Source organism: Paenibacillus yonginensis (genome assembly GCF_001685395.1).
GTDB classification, from domain to species: Bacteria; Bacillota; Bacilli; order Paenibacillales; family Paenibacillaceae; genus Fontibacillus; species Fontibacillus yonginensis.
Map to the genome: position 1 here is coordinate 1070685 of NZ_CP014167.1, position 19416 is coordinate 1090100.

Annotated in this window: 22 protein-coding genes and 1 pseudogene; all 23 read left to right on the forward strand. The window is 48.8% G+C overall.

From position 1 onward, the window contains the following. The first annotated feature begins 3 nt into the window (after window positions 1-3). The 23 genes and pseudogenes from trmFO to fliP all read left to right on the forward strand — a co-directional run bounded on the left by trmFO (window position 4) and on the right by fliP (window position 19405). Window positions 4-1326, forward strand: a complete 1323-nt coding sequence (trmFO, locus tag AWM70_RS04920) for an FADH(2)-oxidizing methylenetetrahydrofolate--tRNA-(uracil(54)-C(5))-methyltransferase TrmFO (protein WP_068694599.1) — start codon at window positions 4-6, stop codon at window positions 1324-1326. Window positions 1327-1347: 21 nt separating this feature from the next. Further along, a complete protein-coding gene (gene hslV / locus AWM70_RS04925; protein ID WP_068694600.1) occupies window positions 1348-1890 on the forward strand; it encodes an ATP-dependent protease subunit HslV in 543 nt (180 codons plus the stop codon). Between the two features lie 113 nt (window positions 1891-2003). Next, a complete protein-coding gene (gene hslU / locus AWM70_RS04930) occupies window positions 2004-3416 on the forward strand; it encodes an ATP-dependent protease ATPase subunit HslU (RefSeq protein ID WP_068694601.1) in 1413 nt (470 codons plus the stop codon). 393 nt (window positions 3417-3809) lie between these two features. Further along, window positions 3810-4220, forward strand: a complete 411-nt coding sequence (gene flgB / locus AWM70_RS04935; protein ID WP_068694602.1) for a flagellar basal body rod protein FlgB — start codon at window positions 3810-3812, stop codon at window positions 4218-4220. A 2-nt stretch (window positions 4221-4222) separates the two neighbouring features. Then, window positions 4223-4675 carry a flagellar basal body rod protein FlgC gene (gene flgC, locus AWM70_RS04940; protein ID WP_068694603.1) on the forward strand — a complete coding sequence of 151 codons (453 nt, stop codon included), beginning with the start codon at window positions 4223-4225 and terminating at the stop codon, window positions 4673-4675. A gap of 32 nt (window positions 4676-4707) precedes the next feature. After that, window positions 4708-5016: a flagellar hook-basal body complex protein FliE gene (gene fliE / locus AWM70_RS04945; protein WP_068694604.1), complete on the forward strand. Its 309-nt coding sequence runs from the start codon at window positions 4708-4710 to the stop codon at window positions 5014-5016. Window positions 5017-5055: 39 nt separating this feature from the next. After that, window positions 5056-6645 (forward strand): flagellar basal-body MS-ring/collar protein FliF, encoded by a 1590-nt coding sequence (gene fliF, locus AWM70_RS04950; RefSeq protein ID WP_068694605.1) that lies wholly within the window; start codon window positions 5056-5058, stop codon window positions 6643-6645. A gap of 21 nt (window positions 6646-6666) precedes the next feature. After that, window positions 6667-7674, forward strand: a complete 1008-nt coding sequence (gene fliG, locus AWM70_RS04955) for a flagellar motor switch protein FliG (protein WP_418303210.1) — start codon at window positions 6667-6669, stop codon at window positions 7672-7674. After that, window positions 7667-8515, forward strand: coding sequence for a FliH/SctL family protein (locus tag AWM70_RS04960; RefSeq protein WP_068694607.1), 849 nt, complete (start codon window positions 7667-7669; stop codon window positions 8513-8515). Before fliG ends, AWM70_RS04960 begins: the two co-directional genes overlap by 8 nt. Next, window positions 8508-9821 carry a flagellar protein export ATPase FliI gene (gene fliI, locus AWM70_RS04965; protein WP_418303200.1) on the forward strand — a complete coding sequence of 438 codons (1314 nt, stop codon included), beginning with the start codon at window positions 8508-8510 and terminating at the stop codon, window positions 9819-9821. Before AWM70_RS04960 ends, fliI begins: the two co-directional genes overlap by 8 nt. 7 nt (window positions 9822-9828) lie before the next feature. Then, window positions 9829-10273, forward strand: a pseudogene (gene fliJ, locus AWM70_RS04970) (flagellar export protein FliJ). A 37-nt stretch (window positions 10274-10310) separates the two neighbouring features. After that, window positions 10311-11252 (forward strand): MotE family protein, encoded by a 942-nt coding sequence (locus tag AWM70_RS04975; protein ID WP_068694608.1) that lies wholly within the window; start codon window positions 10311-10313, stop codon window positions 11250-11252. A gap of 34 nt (window positions 11253-11286) precedes the next feature. After that, window positions 11287-12801: a flagellar hook-length control protein FliK gene (locus AWM70_RS04980; protein WP_068694609.1), complete on the forward strand. Its 1515-nt coding sequence runs from the start codon at window positions 11287-11289 to the stop codon at window positions 12799-12801. A gap of 45 nt (window positions 12802-12846) precedes the next feature. Next, complete coding sequence (locus AWM70_RS04985; RefSeq protein WP_068694610.1) at window positions 12847-13395, forward strand: flagellar hook capping FlgD N-terminal domain-containing protein; 549 nt, start codon at window positions 12847-12849, stop codon at window positions 13393-13395. Beyond that, window positions 13392-13781: a TIGR02530 family flagellar biosynthesis protein gene (locus AWM70_RS04990; RefSeq protein WP_068694611.1), complete on the forward strand. Its 390-nt coding sequence runs from the start codon at window positions 13392-13394 to the stop codon at window positions 13779-13781. The genes AWM70_RS04985 and AWM70_RS04990 overlap by 4 nt, the downstream gene beginning before the upstream one ends. A 92-nt stretch (window positions 13782-13873) precedes the next feature. Further along, window positions 13874-14695, forward strand: a complete 822-nt coding sequence (gene flgG, locus AWM70_RS04995) for a flagellar basal body rod protein FlgG (RefSeq protein ID WP_068694612.1) — start codon at window positions 13874-13876, stop codon at window positions 14693-14695. A gap of 56 nt (window positions 14696-14751) precedes the next feature. After that, window positions 14752-14976: a flagellar FlbD family protein gene (locus AWM70_RS05000; RefSeq protein ID WP_068694613.1), complete on the forward strand. Its 225-nt coding sequence runs from the start codon at window positions 14752-14754 to the stop codon at window positions 14974-14976. After that, window positions 14973-15437, forward strand: a complete 465-nt coding sequence (locus tag AWM70_RS05005; protein ID WP_068694614.1) for a flagellar basal body-associated FliL family protein — start codon at window positions 14973-14975, stop codon at window positions 15435-15437. The genes AWM70_RS05000 and AWM70_RS05005 overlap by 4 nt, the downstream gene beginning before the upstream one ends. A 42-nt stretch (window positions 15438-15479) precedes the next feature. After that, window positions 15480-16478: a flagellar motor switch protein FliM gene (gene fliM / locus AWM70_RS05010; protein ID WP_068694615.1), complete on the forward strand. Its 999-nt coding sequence runs from the start codon at window positions 15480-15482 to the stop codon at window positions 16476-16478. Beyond that, on the forward strand, window positions 16468-17709 hold the full coding sequence (gene fliY, locus AWM70_RS05015; RefSeq protein WP_068694616.1) for a flagellar motor switch phosphatase FliY: 1242 nt from the start codon (window positions 16468-16470) through the stop codon (window positions 17707-17709). Before fliM ends, fliY begins: the two co-directional genes overlap by 11 nt. A gap of 27 nt (window positions 17710-17736) precedes the next feature. Beyond that, the gene (locus tag AWM70_RS05020; protein WP_068694617.1) at window positions 17737-18102 is read left to right on the forward strand and encodes a response regulator; all 366 of its coding nucleotides are present in this window, start codon (window positions 17737-17739) and stop codon (window positions 18100-18102) included. A gap of 11 nt (window positions 18103-18113) precedes the next feature. After that, complete coding sequence (locus tag AWM70_RS05025; protein WP_083180131.1) at window positions 18114-18653, forward strand: flagellar biosynthetic protein FliO; 540 nt, start codon at window positions 18114-18116, stop codon at window positions 18651-18653. 32 nt (window positions 18654-18685) lie between these two features. Next, entirely contained in the window at window positions 18686-19405 is a 720-nt protein-coding gene (fliP, locus tag AWM70_RS05030; RefSeq protein ID WP_418303211.1) for a flagellar type III secretion system pore protein FliP, read from the forward strand. Window positions 19406-19416 lie beyond the last annotated feature (11 nt).

Below are 19416 nucleotides of genomic sequence, written 5' to 3' on the forward strand. Positions count from 1 at the left end.
CAATTGACAGAGACAAATAGGGTTACCGTGATTGGCGCAGGTTTGGCGGGCAGTGAAGCTGCCTGGCAGATTGCAAGCCGCGGTGTTCCCGTCACTTTATACGAGATGCGTCCGGTAGTGAAGACGCCGGCGCATCATACCAATCAATTTGCCGAGCTGGTTTGCAGTAATTCGCTTAGGGCTAACGGGCTGACAAATGCGGTGGGCGTACTTAAGGAAGAGATGCGTATGCTGAATTCGCTGGTGCTGGGAGCAGCGGATCGCAACGCGGTTCCGGCGGGTGGCGCGCTGGCTGTCGACCGGGAAGGTTTCTCGGGAGAAATCACCAGGACACTTCATGATCATCCGTTGGTAACGGTCATCAATGAAGAAATCCAGGAGATTCCCCGGGACGGGGTTGTCGTGATTGCGACAGGACCGTTGACCTCTCCGGCTTTATCCGAGAAGATCAAAGCGCTGATGGGCGAGGAATATTTTTATTTCTACGATGCGGCCGCTCCGATTATAGAAAAAGATTCCATCGACATGAACAAGGTGTACCTGGCTTCCCGTTATGATAAAGGGGAAGCTGCTTACCTCAATTGTCCGATGAATGAAGAGGAATTTAACGCTTTTTATGATGCGCTGATTTCAGCTGAAGTAGCCCAACTCAAGGAATTTGAGAAAGAGGTTTATTTCGAAGGCTGCATGCCGATCGAAGTGATGATGAAGCGCGGGAAACAGACCGCTTTGTTTGGCCCAATGAAGCCTGTAGGTTTGATTAACCCGCACACCGGAACTCTTCCTTACGCCGTTGTGCAGCTGCGTCAGGATAACGCAGCAGGCACATTGTACAACATGGTCGGTTTCCAGACCCACTTGAAATGGGGCGAACAGAAACGGGTCTTCTCGATGATCCCGGGACTTGAGAATGCTGAGTTTGTCCGTTATGGCGTCATGCATCGAAACACCTTTATTAATTCGCCAAAACTGATGCAGCCGACTTACCAGTTCAAGAGCCGTCCGACGTTGTTTTTTGCCGGGCAGATGACCGGGGTAGAGGGTTATGTGGAATCGGCTGCATCCGGACTTATAGCCGGCATTAATGCGGCTCGTGTAGCTTCCGGTCAGGATGGCATCGTGTTTCCGGAGGAAACTACATTAGGCAGTATGGCGCGTTATATTACGACTGCGGATTTCAAACATTTCCAGCCGATGAATGCCAACTTTGGCTTGTTCCCTAAGCTGGATACACGAATCAAACAAAAGAAAGAAAAATATGAAGCGCTGGCTCACCGCGCACTAAATACTTTACAAACGTTTATCACGGCTTCCGGACTTAAATAATCATAAGGAAGGTGCTTACGGATGGATTTATCTTTTCATGCCACAACGATTTGCGCTGTCCGGCATAACGGGCAATGCGCGATTGCAGGCGACGGTCAGGTGACGTTTGGCGAGAACGTCATCATGAAGCATACGGCCAAAAAGGTCCGCCGTTTATACCGCGGTCAGGTTTTGGCCGGCTTTGCCGGTTCAGTTGCGGATGCGATCACGCTTTTTGAAAAGTTTGAAGGCAAGCTGGAAGAGCACCATGGCAACCTGCAGCGGGCGGCTGTCGAGCTGGCGAAGGAATGGCGGCAGGACCGCGTACTGCGCAAGCTTGAAGCGCTTCTGATCGTCATGGATAAAAGCGGCATGCTGCTGATCTCCGGAGGCGGCGAAATTATCGAACCGGATGATGATGTACTGGCCATCGGCTCTGGCGGGAACTATGCTTTGTCCGCAGCGCGGGCGCTGAAGCGTCATGCCCAGAGTTTGAGCGCAAAAGAAATGGCCTTTGAAGCCCTGAAAGTCGCTGCAGATATATGCGTTTATACAAACCATAACATTATTGTTGAAGAGCTGTAATAGAATGAGAGATAAGGCGGTCTTTTAGACTGTCAAACTGGGGCCGGCTTTTTTCTGGTGGATTAGACTTCCTTACGAGAGAAGCCGGTCTTATTTTTCAGGAGGCACGAGGTATGAGAAATCAATCGCTAACGCCAAGAGAAATTGTGACCGAGCTGGATAAATATATTGTTGGACAGAAACAGGCCAAGAAGTCCGTAGCCGTTGCCCTTCGCAACCGTTATCGCCGGAGCCTGCTTCATGACGATGTAAGAGATGAAATTGTTCCGAAAAATATTTTGATGATTGGACCTACAGGCGTCGGGAAGACGGAAATCGCCCGCCGATTGGCCAAACTGGTAGGTGCCCCGTTTGTTAAGGTCGAAGCCACGAAATTCACAGAGGTGGGTTACGTAGGCCGGGATGTCGAATCCATGATACGTGATCTGATTGAAACCTCCATCCGAATGGTGAAAGCCGAGCGTACCGAACAAGTACAGGATAAGGCGGAAGAGCTTGCCAACGAACGTTTGATTCAGCTGCTGGCTCCTTCTACAGCCCAGAACAAGCAGCAGCGCAATCCATTTGAAATGCTGTTTGGCGGCGGATCGGGACAAACCCAGGAGCCGAATTCCGGAAAAGCTGAGGAAGAGAAAGACAGCCAGCTTGCAGAGAAACGGCGCCAAATCCGGTTTAAACTGCTATCGGGCAGCCTGGAAGATGAGATTGTTGAAATTGATGTGGAGGATACCACCCCTACGATGCTGGATATGCTGTCCGGTCAAGGCGGCGATCAAATGGGCATGAACATGCAGGAGATGCTGGGCAGCTTTATGCCGAAACGGACCAGAAAACGTAAGCTCAGCGTAAAGGAAGCCCGCAAGGTGTTGACCCAGGAAGAAGCCAACAAACTGATTGATCATGATGATCTGGTCCAGGAGGCGGTCGGCCGGGCGGAGCAGTCCGGGATTATTTTTATAGACGAGATCGACAAGGTGGCCAGCAAAGGGCAGGGATCCGGACCGGACGTTTCTAGAGAAGGCGTACAGCGGGACATTTTACCTATTGTTGAAGGTTCCACGGTTATGACCAAATACGGCCCGGTCAAGACGGATTATATCTTGTTCATAGCGGCCGGCGCTTTCCACGTCTCGAAACCTTCTGATCTGATTCCCGAGCTGCAGGGACGATTCCCGATTCGCGTTGAGCTCAGCAGTTTAAGTTTGGACGATTTTGTGTCTATTTTGACTGAACCACAGAATGCTTTGACGAAGCAATATGCTGACTTGCTGGCTACAGAAAATATCCAGATCGAATTCTCACCGGAGGCCATTCGAGAAATTGCATCAATTGCCGCTACGGTAAATGCCAATAATGAAAATATCGGCGCCCGCCGGCTTCATACTATATTGGAGAAGCTGCTGGAGGATTTGTCCTTCGAAGCGCCGGAGCTGACTTTGGAGCAATTTGTGATTACCCCTCAGTATGTGAGAGGCAAACTGGGGGATATTGCTGAGGATCGTGATCTGAGTCAATACATTTTGTAGGTGTCAAGCGTTCATAGAATATAAAAAAAGGAAAGAGACCGACCCATGTCCTGATGATCTAGGACGATGGTCGGTCTCTTGTTTTGTTTGACATGGTTTGGTCCTAACTGTGTCGGTTTATGGAAAAATATATAAGCAATTATTCAAAAATAATGATAAAATATACAAGATTGTGCCGGTTTTTCGCAAAAGATAGTCCTTTTTTCTTATTGTATTATATTACAAACAATAAGAAACTTAGGTTATAGGTAGTTGATCAATATTTTTCTATAATAGGACATAAGGAATAAATCAAATTTGTCCTAATTGTCGAGAAAAAGAGGAAAATATCGAAAAATGTTGAAATGTTAATAAGGGCCTAAAAAGATAGGGACATAGGAGGAGAGTGAAGAGATGCAGCTGCTGAATGGAGCAAACTTTGACCGCCTGCAAAATGCGATTCAAGCTTCCGATTTGAGGCAAAATGTAATCGCAAATAATATTGCCAATGTAGACACCCCAAAGTTTAAACGGTCGGATGTCTCTTTTGAGTCTTTGCTTCAGAACGAAATGAACAACGGGACGAAGCAATTGTCGGGACTGCGGACAGATCCCAGACATTTTGTAATAGGAGCTTCAACAAAAGTACCATCAGCTAAAGTAACAACAGATAACTCGACGACCATGAACAACAATCTGAACAATGTAGATATAGATCGTGAGATGTCCTTATTAGCGGAGAACCAATTGCGTTATAACTCTTACATAGAGGAGCTTAATTATCAGATTAAAATGATGAAGACAGCAGTGGGAGGCAATGTTTAATTATGAACATTAGCAACAGCTTTGGTATTAGTTCGTCAGCTCTGACCGCTCAGCGTTTGCGTATGGACGTTATTTCCTCCAACATTGCAAATGCAGAAACGACACGTGCTTCCGTGGTGAACGGAAAAGCAGTGCCTTACCGCCGGAAAATGGTGGTTCTTTCTTCGGATCAAACCCCTTTCAGTAACGTTCTGAACCAGGCAATGAATGGACAATCCTCGGCGGGGCAGGGGGTTAAGGTCAAAGCCATCGAGGAGGACCAATCTCCGTTCAAGCCGGTGTATGACCCTAATCATCCTGATGCGGATAGTGAAGGGTACGTGTATATGCCGAATGTCGATACGGTGAAAGAAATGGTCGATATGATTTCGGCATCCCGTTCTTATGAAGCTAACGTAACAGCTTTAAATGCATCGAAGAGCATGCTCACCAAAGCACTGCAAATCGGAAAATAATTCAAGACTTAGAGATTAGGAGGATTATATAAATGATTCAGAATATCAGCATACCTGCCGTACAGCAGCTTGAATTGATCAAACCACAGCCCGTTACAGACACTCCTACTCCGGCAGAGAGTCTTAACAGCTTTGGTTCCTATTTGAAGAATGCCATTGACGGTGTAGCGGCCCAGGAACAGAACGTTCAAACGCTTAATAACCAGTTTATGGCTGGTAAAGTTAATGTGGATCAGGTGATGATCGGATCGGAACAGGCTTTGCTTAGTTTACAGCTTACTACTCAAGTTCGTAACAAGGTAATTGAAGCCTATCAGGAAATTATGCGAACCCAAATGTAAGCACGAACAGTTAAGCCAAGTTTCGGATGAGGTGACAATGTGAATGAGAGAATCGCCCAGTATAGGGATAAGATTATCCAGTACTGGAACAATTTCAGCAAAAAGCAGAAAACGTTATTCCTATCTACGGCAGGGATTATCCTGCTGGCTATCATTCTTTTGACTGTACAATTCTCAAAGACGGAATATGAGGTTGCTTTTACCGGGCTTGATTCCACGGATGCGGCAGGAATTATGTCCTACTTGGATACAAAGGGGACGCCTTATAAACTCAGCAGCGATGGAAAAAGTATCTCCGTCCCAAGTACGGATGCCTCGCGGCTTAAAGTCGACATTGGTTCGCAGGGGATTATCCAAAGCGGGTCCATTGGTTTTGATAAGGCATTTGGCGGGAGCTCGAGTGTAATCGGGATGACTGACGAAGAGTTTAATGTCAAATATAAAAGCGCCTTGAACGGTGAGGTTGAACAGCTGCTAAAAAGAACGGGCGGCGTTCAAAATGCGAAGGTCCTGATCAACCTCCCGACTCAAAACGTGTTTGCAAGTGCGGACGAACAAGAAAAGGCCTCGGCATCGGTGGTCCTCGATTTCAAGCCTGGCTTTCGTCCTACACAAGATAATATCGACGGATACTTCAATTTAGTTAAGACCGCAGTACCAAATCTTCCGGTAGAAAATATTACAATCACCGGGGGCGACACCGAATTGCTTCCTTCAGGTCAAGGAGGAACATCCGGAACCCTCACGGGAGCCGTGCAGGAAAACCTGAACTTGCAGAAAAAATTTGAGAACGACGTAAGACAAAGCGTTAAACAATTTTTAAGCAAACTGACAGGTCCGGATAAAATCGAGGTGCTTGTTGCCTCCAAGTTGAACTTTGACCAAGTAAGCTCGAAGGAACAGCTGGTGACTCCGGTTGACGAAGAGAACATGAAAGGTATTGCGATCAGTGCCCAAACCGTTCAGAACACTTATTCCGGTTCGGGAAGCACGGATGGCGGAGTAGCAGGAACAGGGGGCAGCGATGTGCCGGGTTATCCTTCTTCAGCCTCAGGCAACAATACCAATTCGGAAGAGAACTCATCAACCATTAACTATGAAGTGAACCATATTACCAAGGATATCGTAGCAAGTCCCTATGTTGTAAAAGATTTAACCATTAATGTGCTGGTTGAACCACCAAATGGACAAACTTCTTTGGATAAAACCACACAAGACGCCATAGATAAAATTTTGAAGAATATAGTCGCTTCTTATTTGGCCGATTCAGGAACTACTTATACAGACGAGCAACTCAGTCAAAAAGTTTCGGTTTATGGACAAGCTTTTGAAGGAAGCAGTACGGCAGACAGCAAAACGGGTCTTTCCAGCTTGTGGATGTGGGGGCTTGGAGCCGTGGCGCTCCTCGCAGTCGGCGTAGCGGGTGTTCTCATCTTCAGAAACCGCAGACGTGCGCGGCTGGAGGCGGAAGTGGAGGATGTTCCGCTTCCGGTGGCGACGGAATACCCATCGATCAATCTGGAGAGCGTTACAAACGAGAACCAAGTCAGAAAGCAATTGGAGAATCTGGCCAAAAAGAAACCAGACGAGTTCGTCAATCTGCTCCGTACTTGGCTTGCTGAGGAATAGAGGTGATTTTCATTGTCTAAGTTGAGCACCCAGGGGTTGACGGGGAAGCAGAAAGCGGCAATCCTGCTGATTACATTAGGGCCGGAGGTTTCGGCCCAGATTTTCAAACATCTGAGAGACGAGGAAATTGAGCAGCTGACACTGGAAATCGCAAATGTGCGGAAAGTGGATTCAGTGGAAAAAGATATGGTTATGGCTGAGTTCCACCAAATCTGTTTGGCTCAGGAATATATTTCGCAGGGCGGCATCAACTACGCCAAAGATATTTTGGAGAAAGCGCTGGGCCAGCAGAAAGCGATGGATATCATCAATCGCCTGACGGCCACCTTGCAGGTTAGACCGTTCGATTTTGCGAGAAAAGCCGATCCGAATCAGATTCTGAATTTCATTCAGAACGAAAATGCACAGACAATCGCCCTTGTTCTATCCTATTTGCAGTTTGAGCAGGCAGCGGCGATTCTCTCTTCTCTTCCGCAAGAGAAGCAGGCTGAAGTGGCCAGAAGAATTGCGGTAATGGACAGCACGTCTCCGGAAGTTATCGCCCAGGTCGAACGTGTGCTTGAGCAAAAGCTTTCTTCAACAGTAACTCAGGACTACACATCGGCGGGCGGCATCGAATCGATTGTTCAGATTCTGAACGGCGTAGACCGCGGTACAGAAAGAACGATTCTGGATTCTCTGGAAATACAGGATCCCGAGCTGGCCGAGGAAATCAAGAAGCGGATGTTTGTATTCGAGGATATCGTCAATGTGGATAACCGCTCCATTCAGCGGATCATCCGGGATATTGACAATGCCGATCTGCAGCTTGCGCTCAAAGTGGCCAGCGAAGAGGTGCGGGAGGCGGTTTTCCGCAACATGTCCAAACGGATGTCGGAAACCTTCAAAGAAGAAATGGAATATATGGGTCCGGTGCGGCTGCGTGACGTTGAGGAAGCTCAGACCCGCATCGTAGCTACAATCAGAAGACTTGAGGAAGCCGGTGAAATTATCATCGCTCGCGGCGGAGGAGATGACATCATTGTCTAAATTGATCAAAGCTACCCAATATGTCCCACTGGATAACTTGAAGCAATTGGACCTCTCCAAACATTATGAATCAACTGCGCCTGAGCAGGCGGACCATGAACATTCGGAGCATGAAGCTGCTTATAGGCAAAGGGTCGAGGAAGCGGAACAGACCCGCGCGGAAATTTTGCAAGATGCCAAGGAGTTTGCCGAACGTCAGGTTCGTGAAGCTTCGGAGGAAGCGGAGCGGCTTATGGAAGAAGCCAAACAGCAGATTGAAGCCTGGTGGCAGGAGAGGAGGCAGCAGGATGAACAGCTGATCGAAGCTTCGAAGGCCGAAGGGTTTCACCAGGGCTATGAAGAAGGCCGTCAGCAGGTTGAACTCGAGCTGCAGCAGCAGATTGACCGGATGATGGGCGAAGCGCAAGCCGTGCTGACAGAAGCGCAGAGAAATAAAGAACAGATCATCCAGGAAGCAGAACCTTTTGTTGTTGCTCTCAGCTGTGAAATTGCCAGAAAAATCATTGATAAACAGCTGACGCTTGAACCCGAATATGCTCTGGACCTTATTGAACGGAGCCTGGCCCGCAAAAAAGAGCAGGGAACGTTAACGCTTTGCGTTTCACCTTCCCATTATTCTTTTGTTCAAGCGGCCAAAGAAGAACTATCGCTTGTTATTGACTCGCAGGCGGAGCTGCTGATTATTCCGGATTCCAGTGTAAAGGATCATGGCTGCGTCATCCGCTCTTCTTTCGGAAGCATTGATGCGAGAATCGATACGCAGTTGACAGAGATCAAAAAAGAATTGCTGCGAATCTCCCAGCACGCCGAAGATCAAAGAATGGATGATGACCATGTTTAATCTCGAGACCTACCTGGAGCATTTGAGAGAAATCGACCCTGTCCGGGTAAACGGCAAAGTGACGCAGGTTATCGGTTTGATGGTGGAGTCGGAAGGCCCGGATGCTAGCATCGGCGACGTTTGCGAAATCTATCCCGGCAAATCGGCTGCCCCGCTCAAAGCGGAGGTGGTTGGATTCCGTGACAATAAGGTGCTGCTGATGCCGCTTGGCGAGCTTCATTCCATTGGGCCGGGCTGCGATGTCGTCGGTACGGGCAAACCGCTTACCGTTCAAGTGGGATCGGAGCTGCTCGGCAAAGTGCTGGACGGGCTTGGCCAGCCTCTGGACGGTTCGCTGCTGCCATCGAGAATAGGACACTTCTCGACGCTGAACAAGCCGGTGAATCCGCTGGCGAAACCGCGTGTCAAGGACCCGATCAGCATTGGGGTCCGGGCCATCGACGGCTTGCTGACGATTGGCAAAGGCCAGCGGGTGGGGATTTTTGCCGGCTCCGGGGTTGGGAAAAGCACGCTGATGGGTATGATTGCCCGCAACACCTCGGCTGACGTCAACGTCATCGCCCTGATCGGGGAACGCGGAAGAGAAGTGCTTGATTTTATCGAGCGCGACCTGGGGCCGGAAGGTTTGGCTAGATCTGTAGTGATTGTGGCTACATCGGATCAGCCGGCATTGATCCGGATGAAGGGGGCGCTTATCGCAACAACGATTGCTGAATTTTTCCGGGATCGCGGTATGAATGTCATGCTTATGATGGACTCGGTTACCCGTTATGCGATGGCGCTCCGCGAGGTGGGGTTGGCCGTTGGAGAGCCGCCGGCGATGCGCGGCTATACGCCTTCGGTTTTTGCCGCTTTGCCAAAGCTGCTTGAACGGGCGGGAACCGGGAAGACGGGTTCCATTACCGCCTTTTATACCGTGCTGGTGGATGGAGACGACATGAATGAACCGATCGCCGATGCGGTTCGCGGGATTTTGGATGGCCATATCGTCCTGAACCGGAATATCGCCAACAAAGGTCATTTTCCGGCCATTGATATTTTGGCCAGCATCAGCCGGGTCATGAAGGATATTACGTCCGAAGAACAAATGGATGCAGCCAACAATTTGAAACGGATTATGTCGGTGTACAAGGAATCCGAAGATCTGATTAATATTGGGGCTTATCAAAAAGGTTCTAATGCGCAAATCGATGAAGCTATCGACTCTATTGAAAGAGTTTGGGAGTTTACGAAACAAAAGGTGAACGAGAAGGTCACGCTTGAGGAAGCAACGCAGCGTTTGATTGCCGAATTTTCAGGAGGATGATTGAATCGTGAAATTTAATTACGCCTTTCAAAAAATAGTTGACTTGAAGACCAACGAAAAAAACACAGGCGGAATGGATGCTTTCTGCGGCAATAGGCGTTCTGCAAAACGAAATGAGCAGTCTCGAGCAGCTGATGGAGGATAAACGGAAGCTGACAGCGGCCATTCAGGAGGAAGCTCAGAAGTCCTCCTCTTGTTTGAAACTTCAGGCCTTACAGCAATACTCCGATCATCTGGAGCGCTGCATTGCCCTGAAATCCAAAGATGTTGATTATGCTGAACAGAACGTGGAGAAAAACAAAGCCCATTTAAGCAGCAGAATGCTGGACGAGAAGGTTTGGCTAAAGGCAAAAGACAAGGCGCTTGACGCGTTCCGCCAGCAGATGCTTCTCAGGGAACAAAACGAGCTGGACGAGGTGGCGACCGTCCGGTTTGCCATGAGAGCCCGGTAATGTTGGTTCCGAGCTTTTTGGAGAGGAGGATTTCATTTTGGCGCAAGCAGAAATAGAAGAGAGAGAAACAAGCGGGGGATTTGGACGGTTTTTGTTTTTTGTTACACCTATCTTGTTTACGATAGTGCTGCTGGGCGTGCTGCTGACGCTGTTAAATAAGGATGTACAGAATAAGGCGTTAACGGCGCTTAACAAAGTTCCGTTCGTTAACCAGTGGGTGCCAGAACCGGTTAAGACGGAAGCTAAAGGGACAGCGGGAGCCGCCGAACAGGAGAAGAGCTCCGAAGCCACTATCAAAGAGCTTAAAAATCAGCTGGCGGAGCAGCAAAAGCAAATTCAGAAAGCGAATGAGCAGACTGCTGAACAAACGGAGAAGGTCAACGACCTGCAAGCCAAGCTGGATGAAGCTACAGAGCAAAAAAATGAGCAGGCTCAGCAGACCGCCAATGAAGCAGCTGATAACTATCAAAAGGAAGTCAAAAAGCTTGCCCAGCTTTATGGAGAAATGAATGCAGGCAAGGCGGCTAGCATCATGAGCAATTTGACGACCGAAGAGAACGTACTGCTGTTCAAAGCGATGAGCAATGAAAGCAAATCAGCCATTCTTGAGAAGATGGATCCGAAGCAGGCTGCTGAAATATCCATCCGACTGAAGGATGCGGAAACCTCGGAGGATTTGGCGATAGCCGCCCTTCAGTCAAGATTGAAAAAAGAGGAGAGCACCGGCGGTAAGAGCAGCTCGGGATCCACTGCGGCAACGGGACTGGACACTACACAGCTAAGCCAAACTTTTGCGACCATGGATCCGACCAAAGCGGCAAAGCTGCTGCTCCAGACCAATACGATTAGTCCTGATAAAACACTTTCGATCCTTCATGCCGTGGACGATGCGACCCGTTCGCGGATCCTGGCGGCGATGTCTGATGAAGATGATGCGGCTACAGCAAAAATTTTGAACCGGCTGGTCAGCAGCAAATAATAGCCGGTATTCCTTGAAAGGAGGTGATAACAATATGAGTTCGATTCAAAACACACCAGCCGCTTCGACAGCCGCGGCAGCATCCGGTGGTTCAACAGGAACAGCGGGGGCAGCAGCTTCTGCGGGTTCTGGAGCTGCTTCGGCTTCTGGCGCAGCAGCCGGGGCTTCCGGGACTGCAGCGGGCAGCAAAGCCGCGCAGGGAGCTACATTCAGCGGGACACTTATTCAGTTCATGGCAGGTATTCCGGCTGAAGCTGGCGACTCTACGCAGAAAGCCGGCAACCTTTCGGATGAAAACGCCGGTCTGCAGCTGGCAGCTTCTATCTTGGCTCTGCTGAACGGGGGGAAGCCGGCAGCTTCTGGAGAGGCGGAGACAAGCAGTCCAGGCACTAACGCAAGCGGGTTGTCCAAGGCGCTTGATGCTCTTGCCGACTTGCTGCAAAACTCCAAAGATCTTCAAGACTTGATAACAGCCGATCCGCAGCTCATGACGCAGCTTCAGCTGTGGATTCAGCAGGCGATGCAGCTGCTTCAAGGAATGGGCGATTTGCAGGCAGGAACAGCAAAAGGGGAATTACCTGCCGCAGCCGCTTCCACCCCGGGTTCTGGACTTTCCGAGTTGCCTCTGCTAGCCAAACAGCCGGATACCATTAAGTTTGCTTTGCTGGATATGATTCAATCTTTGAAGGAGCTTGCAGGTAACGCTGGTTCAGCAGGGATGACGTCCCAACTGAAAGGTTCGTTCGACCAGCTGGTGTCTTCTTTGCAGAAAACGCTGGGAATGCTGCAGAACCCTAATGTTCAAGCACAAAATCCGCAGCTGACTGTTCAAGCAGACAATGGGTTTGCTCCAGCCGATCCAACAACGGTCCAAGGCGATAAAACGGCAGATCGGCAGATACAGCCTGCCCAGCTTCTGTCCGTACAAACGGCTCAAACTACGGAGAACAACGCTTCTTCGCAAAACCAGTCTTCTGATCAGCCGCCTTTCTCGGGAACTAATGTGGTAACCGCCGGGCAGCTCCAGCTCAGAGACGGTATGGCTGCTGTGCAGAAAGCGCCAGCGCCTGTGCCGGTTGAACAGTTTGCCCAAGAAATGACGCGGTTTGTAGTGAGCAAACTTGATATCGTCAAGCTGCAGGGCGTTTCGGAAGCTAAGATCTCTTTAACTCCGGAGCATCTGGGACAAGTAGATATCCGCATTACTTTGCATAATGGACAGCTTGTGGCCCAGTTTGTAACTGAGCATGCTTTCGCCAAAGATTCGCTTGAACAGCAGATGTCTCAGCTTCGGACGGCGCTTCAATCCCAGGGGCTGCAGGTAGAGAAGCTTGAGGTGACGCAGAACAGTTCTTTATCTTCCCACATGTATCAAGACGGCAAGCAGTCGGGAAACGGCTCGCAGCAGCGTCAGAACAACCGCCGCCGTACAGGCGAGGAGGATGACGGATTAACAAGTCTCGATTCGATTGAGGAATGGAATGATTGGGTTAGAGAAGTGCAGGCCAAACAGGAGAACTACGGAAGTTCCTTTGTAGCTAAGGCCTAATCCAGTGATTCAGGCAAGGAGTATCGAAGGAAGGAGGAAACGATAATGGCAGACAGTATTCCTACAAATGTAAGCTGGCCGAATTATTCAGCTTCGAATGTTCAAACTGCGGCAGCCAAAGACACACAATCCTTAGGCAAAGACCAGTTCCTGAAAATTCTGATCACACAGCTGCAGAATCAGGATCCTATGCAGCCTATGGAAGACAAAGAGTTTATAGCGCAGATGGCTCAGTTTACTTCGGTAGAGCAGCTTGTCAATATTTCAAGCCAGCTGAACACCATGAGTTTGTCGCTGGGCAGCGTATCCAGTCTGATTGGCAAGGAAGCGACCTGGATGCAGGACAATTCCGATTCTTCGAAAGCTTACGTCATTGATGGCGATACAGCCAGTGACGATGGTTATACCTTAAAAGGCATCATTGATGGAATTGTGGTTCGCTCGGGCATTCAATACGCCAAAATTGGCAGCAATGAAGTTCCTGTAACCAAAATTCTGCAAATCGACAATCCTGACGATGCGGCCCCTTCGGGTGAAGACAACAGTAAGACGGGGGATCAGAGTGAGCAGAACCCGGCGGGGAGCGGCTTATGAGTGACTCCTTTACAGTAGGCCGGCTGTACCCCGGACGATTACAGCCAGGCTCGTTAACCCAGCCGGCAGTCAAGTCCAATTCCTCCGCTGCGGAAAGCTCTGCTTCCTTTCAGAACGTTCTGAATCAGGAGATGGTGCGGTTCAGCAATCATGCTGCCAAAAGACTGGAGCAGCGCGGCATTCAGCTGAGGCCGGAACAGCTTGGCCAAATCGGACAAGCCATTGATGACGCCGCAGCCAAAGGTTCAAAGGATTCGCTGATCTTAATGAAGGATATGGCTTTCATCGTAAATGTCGGGAATCGAACCGTTGTAACGGCCATGGATGGAAAAAGTATGAAAAACAATGTATTTACGCAGATCGACAGTGCCGTCATCATCCATTAATTTTAGCTGGCCCGGTTACGGAGAGCTAAACCATAGTTTGCTGATCGACTGATGCAAACTTCATCAACCTTTTTTAGGGAGGAAACAAAACAATGTTAAGATCCATGTATTCGGGCGTTTCGGGCATGCGGGGATTTCAAACCAAACTGGACGTTATCGGCAACAACATTGCCAATGTAAATACAGTTGGCTTTAAATCCGGCCGTGTAATGTTTAAAGATATTATGAGCCAAACCGTTTCGGGGGTTACAGCACCAGTTGATGGGGAATCCGCCGGCGTCAATGCAAAACAGATCGGCTTAGGTGTATCTATCGGTTCTATCGATACCCTACACACGGCCGGCAGTGCACAGACAACTAATAATCCGTTGGATCTTCGTCTGGATGGCGATGGATTTTTCCTGGTAAAAATGACGCCCGATCAAGATATGCCTTATTTAACACGGGCAGGAGACTTTCATATGGATGCGGCAGGCAACCTTGTCACTTCCGATGGATTGTTTGTTTGTGATTCTGCTGGGGATCCCATTACGATCGACACAGAGAATGTTACGGCGTTCACTATTTCCCAGGACGGCACAATTGTTCAAAAACTGGCTGATGGCACTACGGAAAATGGTGTTCAAGTTGGAGTGGGAAAGGTCGTCAACCCGGAAGGTCTTGAAAAAATTGGCGGCAACCTGTACCGGATGACGCTCAACGCTAACCCTGATGGTGAACTTGAGCCGACAACAGCAAATAATGCGGAAGTGGGCACGGGTGCCATTATCTCCGGACAGCTGGAAATGTCCAACGTCGACCTGACGGGCGAGTTTACGGAAATGATCGTAGCTCAACGTGGATTCCAGGCCAATTCCCGTATTATTACAACTTCTGACGAGGTACTGCAGGAAGTTGTAAACCTGAAACGGTAGTTTAACTAAATAGTCGGGGAGGGGAACCCCCCTTCCCCGCATTTTCGGGAGGCGCCATGATTTCAGTTACCAGAATTAACGGAACATCATTTTGGGTAAATGCCATTATGATTGAATCCGTGGAAGAAACACCGGACACTTACATAACTCTAGTGACCGGTAAGCGTTTGATCGTGTTGGAGAAAGCGGCGGAGGTACTGCAGAAAATCCAGGATTATTATAAGGAAATTGGTATGCATGCAGCTGCTATTAAAGTGCAACAAACGGAGGAATTATCATGAAAAAAATGTTTCCTTGGCTGATCACGATGCTGTTGTCGATAACGCTGATCGCGCTGGCAGCATTCCTGATCGTCAAACCCGGAACCAGCCCGGCAGGGGGAGATGCTTCGGCCAAAAAAACGGAAGCTGCCCACAAATTATCGGCTGACGAGATTGTGAAATTGACTTCCGTCATCGACGGCATTAAAACCAATTTGTCGGATCCCAGCTATATTCTGAGCATTAACTTTGCGTTTCAGCTGAACAATGAGAAGGCCAAAGCAGCTTTCGACAAAGTTGCAGAATATAAAGTGAAGCCGATCATTATTAAGACGCTGGCAGAGAAAAAGCCGGAGGAGCTGACGGGAGCTAAAGGAAAAGACCAACTTTGCACGGAGCTGCTGAACAAAATCGATCAAGTGCTGCCGGAAGGAAGCTTGTCCCAGATTGAAGTCACGGATTTCGTTATGTCCGCCATTTAGCATCAAGATAGGAGCTGCAAGTTTTGAAGGGGGTGAGATATTTTGGTAGACGTGTTATCGCAGAATGAAATTGACGCCTTGCTGGCGGCGCTCTCCTCGGGGGAAATGGATGCGGAGGAGCTTAAGAAGGAAGAAACTCAAAGAAAGATTCGCTCTTATGATTTTAAGCGTGCTGTTAGATTTTCCAAAGATCATATTCGTAGCTTGACTAGAATTCATGAGAATTTTGCGCGTTATTTAACCACTTATTTCTCGGCCCAGCTTCGGACTTTTGTTCAGATTAATGTCGTTCAGGTAGAACAGCTGCCTTATGATGAATTTATCCGCTCGATCCCTAAAATGACGATACTGAACATCTTTGAAGCAGAGCCGTTGGAAGGCCGGATGGTGCTTGAGGTTCATCCCAACGTGGCATATGCCATGGTAGACAGGCTTCTTGGCGGCACCGGAACCGCTCCTTCGAAAATCAATTCCTTGACGGAGATTGAAACCATTATTATGGAACGGATCTTTAGCCGGGCGTTTGAGAGTCTGCAGGAAGCATGGAAGACGGTCATTGACATCAGCCCCAGAATGGAAGGGCTGGAGACGAACCCGCAGTTTATGCAGATCGTTTCCCCCAACGAGACGATTGCGCTTATTTCGCTGAGCACCAAAATCGGGGATACAACCGGCATGATCAACCTTTGTATACCTCATGTCGTGATTGAACCCATAATGCCAAAGCTCTCGGTCCATCACTGGTTTGTCTCTCAGAAGAAATCCAGGGCGCCTGAAGAAGTAGAGGCTCTTCAATCCAGAGTCAGTAAGGCGAATTTGCCGATCGTTGCAGAATTAGGAGAGTCAAAGCTTACGATTCGGGAATTCCTTGGTTTGACAGTAGGCGATGTTATTTCTCTGGATAAGCCTGTTAATGAAGGCCTTTCTATTCGTGTAGGGGATCGGCTGAAATACAGAGGCAGTCCTGGTACGCTCAAAGATCGGGTTGCTGTTCAAATTGATGAGATTCTCAGTGAAGGAGTTGAAGAACTTGACGAGTAAAGATTATTTGTCCCAGGAAGAAATAGATGCGCTGCTGAAACAAGCCAGTCAGGAGACTCTTGAACCTACGGTTGATGATTATTTGACGGCGCTTGAGCAGGATGCGCTGGGGGAAATCGGGAACATTACTTTCGGCAGTGCAGCAACGGCCCTCTCGGCTTTGCTCAACCGGAAAGTGGACATCACCACACCAAAGGTGTCCATAATCAAACGCTCCGATTTTGATGAGGTATTTCCCAAACCACATGTAGCGGTTCACGTAACTTATGTAGATGGATTTGAGGGAATCAACTCACTCGTCATTAAAAAACGGGATGCACAAATCATCGCCGATTTAATGCTTGGGGGAGAAGGGAACCCGGCGGATGAAGAATTGAATGAAATTCACGTCAGTGCTGTGCAAGAAGCAATGAATCAAATGATGGGTTCGTCCGCAACGTCGATGTCTACAATTTTCAACCGATTTGTAAACATCTCTCCGCCTGCTATCGATATTTTGAATGTGGAGAACGGAGAAGGCGTTTCGAACCTTCCGCCCGATGAAGTTCTAATCAAAATCTCTTTCCGTCTGACTATCGGGGATTTGATTGATTCGACGATCATGCAGCTTCTTCCGGTGCAGTTCGCCAAAGAGATGGTGAGAAACCTGATTGGAGGCTCAGAACCGGAGCCGGCATCTTCTGCGAGCGAAACCGCCGCGGCTGTTGAAGCTCCTGAACGCTCTGCGCAAGCGTCAGCACCTGAGCAGGCTGCACCTGCACAACCTCAGGCGCATGCGCCTGCTCAGTCTCAGGCCCAGCAGATACCGCCGCAAATGCCGCAGCAGCAGGGGTACTATGATCCTAATGGGATGCCGCCGAATTACGGATATGCACAACCTCAGCATTATGGTGCACCTGCGGGACGAAATATCAATGTCCAGCCGGTACAGTTTTCCAATTTGCAGGCGCCGTCTTTCGATCATATCGATGAAAATAATTTAAACTTATTGATGGACATACCCCTTAAAGTCACCGTAGAATTAGGAAGAACCCAAAAGCAAATCAAAGATATCCTGGAACTGTCGCAGGGGTCCATCATCGAGCTGGACAAGCTGGCCGGCGAACCTGTCGACATTCTGGTAAATAACAAGTTGATCGCAAAAGGTGAGGTAGTCGTAATTGACGAAAACTTCGGCGTCCGTGTTACCGATATCGTCAGCCAATGGGACCGTATACAAAAATTACAATAGAGAAGATCTCAGGAGGGACTATTTTCCATGGCAAACCGAATTTTGATTGTAGACGATGCAGCATTTATGAGAATGATGATCCGCGACATTTTGACTAAAAACGGCTTTGAGGTCGTAGGTGAAGCGCAGGACGGATCTCAGGCGATTGAGAAATATAAAGAACTGCGTCCCGATTTGATTACAATGGACATCACGATGCCTGAAATGGACGGCATTGCCGCTTTGAAAGAAATCAAGAAAATCGACGCTTCCGCGAAAGTGATCATGTGTTCCGCGATGGGGCAGCAAGCGATGGTTATTGATGCGATTCAAGCAGGCGCCAAAGACTTTATCGTCAAACCATTCCAATCTGACCGGGTTATTGAAGCAATCAATAAAACATTGGGCGCTTAGGACTAAAGGTCATGTTTATTGGACTAGCAGCATCAGAAAACAACGGCATCGATGGTTATTCAAGCCCGATAGGCAATGTGTTTACAGTTATTGCGGTTCTGGCTGTCATTATTGTCCTCATCGTGCTGCTGATCCGGTTTCTAGGCAACCGAAATTTAGCCATGTCCAAAAGCCGTTCCATCCGAACGCTTGGTGCGGTGGGATTGGGTCCGAACAAATCGGTTCAGGTACTGGAAATTGGCGGTCGTATTTATGTCGTGGGTGTTGGGGAAGACGTAACGGTACTCGATAAAATTCTGGATCCGGCAGAAGCTGCTCTGCTTCTCCAGAGCTTTGAAGAAGCAAGTCCCGATTTCAAGAATTGGACTTCTGCCGTTTCTTCTTTCGCCGCCCGCTTTCGGAAAGAAGAGCCTCCTGTGGAGGAAGAAATAGACGAAGCTGCTTTTCACGAGGTGTTTGAGTCAAAGCTGAGAAAGCTGCCGAATCGCAAACAGCAGGTGAAGGATATCCTTCAGGAGGATCAATCTACAGATCGGTCGAGGGACTCATGAAAAAGAAGTTAGCTATCATTGCTTTGTTTATTATGCTTTTCAGTGTTGTTTCGGTAACGGCTTCTGCGGCCGATCCGATACCGAACATTAATATACAAGTCGGCGATTCTGACGGAAAGCCGGGCACCAGCTCGCTTTCCATTCTGCTGCTTGTAACGGTGCTCAGCGTAGCGCCGGCCATTTTGGTCCTGATGACGAGTTTTACCCGAATTGTGGTGGTGCTTGGGTTTGTTAGAAGTTCGCTGGGCACGCAGCAGGCCCCGCCCAATCAGGTTCTGGTAGGGCTTGCCCTCTTTATGACCTTGTTCATCATGAGTCCAACCTTGTCGGAGGTCAACCAGGTAGCTCTCCAGCCCTATCTGAAGGGGGAAATTAGTCAGACGGACGCGCTGGAGAAAGCCGCTGTTCCTATGAAGCAGTTTATGTATAAACATACCCGCGACAAGGATCTGCAGCTGTTTCTGAGCTACAGCAAGATGGAGCGGCCGAAAGAGGTCGAAGACATTCCGATTACGGTACTGGTTCCGGCTTACGCGATCAGTGAACTGAAGACGGCGTTTCAAATGGGATTTATGATTTATATTCCTTTTCTAATTATCGATATTGTCGTGTCCAGCACCTTGATGGCGATGGGGATGATGATGCTTCCACCGGTTATGATCTCGCTTCCGTTCAAAATATTGCTTTTTGTTCTGGTCGATGGATGGTATCTGGTCGTGAAGTCACTGCTTGAAAGCTTCGGCACTTCATAGCGAATCGACAG

Bases quoted from the DNA above. Each gene is read 5' to 3' on its own strand.
- AWM70_RS05000 (WP_068694613.1), top strand. From the start codon at position 14,752: ATGATTTCAGTTACCAGAATTAACGGAACATCATTTTGGGTAAATGCC.
- hslU (WP_068694601.1), top strand. From the start codon at position 2,004: ATGAGAAATCAATCGCTAACGCCAAGAGAAATTGTGACCGAGCTGGAT.
- AWM70_RS04990 (WP_068694611.1), top strand. From the start codon at position 13,392: ATGAGTGACTCCTTTACAGTAGGCCGGCTGTACCCCGGACGATTACAG.
- AWM70_RS04980 (WP_068694609.1), top strand. From the start codon at position 11,287: ATGAGTTCGATTCAAAACACACCAGCCGCTTCGACAGCCGCGGCAGCA.
- AWM70_RS05025 (WP_083180131.1), top strand. From the start codon at position 18,114: ATGTTTATTGGACTAGCAGCATCAGAAAACAACGGCATCGATGGTTAT.
- flgB (WP_068694602.1), top strand. From the start codon at position 3,810: ATGCAGCTGCTGAATGGAGCAAACTTTGACCGCCTGCAAAATGCGATT.
- AWM70_RS04985 (WP_068694610.1), top strand. From the start codon at position 12,847: ATGGCAGACAGTATTCCTACAAATGTAAGCTGGCCGAATTATTCAGCT.
- flgG (WP_068694612.1), top strand. From the start codon at position 13,874: ATGTTAAGATCCATGTATTCGGGCGTTTCGGGCATGCGGGGATTTCAA.
- AWM70_RS05020 (WP_068694617.1), top strand. From the start codon at position 17,737: ATGGCAAACCGAATTTTGATTGTAGACGATGCAGCATTTATGAGAATG.
- hslV (WP_068694600.1), top strand. From the start codon at position 1,348: ATGGATTTATCTTTTCATGCCACAACGATTTGCGCTGTCCGGCATAAC.
- AWM70_RS05005 (WP_068694614.1), top strand. From the start codon at position 14,973: ATGAAAAAAATGTTTCCTTGGCTGATCACGATGCTGTTGTCGATAACG.
- fliP (WP_418303211.1), top strand. From the start codon at position 18,686: ATGCTTTTCAGTGTTGTTTCGGTAACGGCTTCTGCGGCCGATCCGATA.
- fliI (WP_418303200.1), top strand. From the start codon at position 8,508: ATGTTTAATCTCGAGACCTACCTGGAGCATTTGAGAGAAATCGACCCT.
- fliE (WP_068694604.1), top strand. From the start codon at position 4,708: ATGATTCAGAATATCAGCATACCTGCCGTACAGCAGCTTGAATTGATC.
- flgC (WP_068694603.1), top strand. From the start codon at position 4,223: ATGAACATTAGCAACAGCTTTGGTATTAGTTCGTCAGCTCTGACCGCT.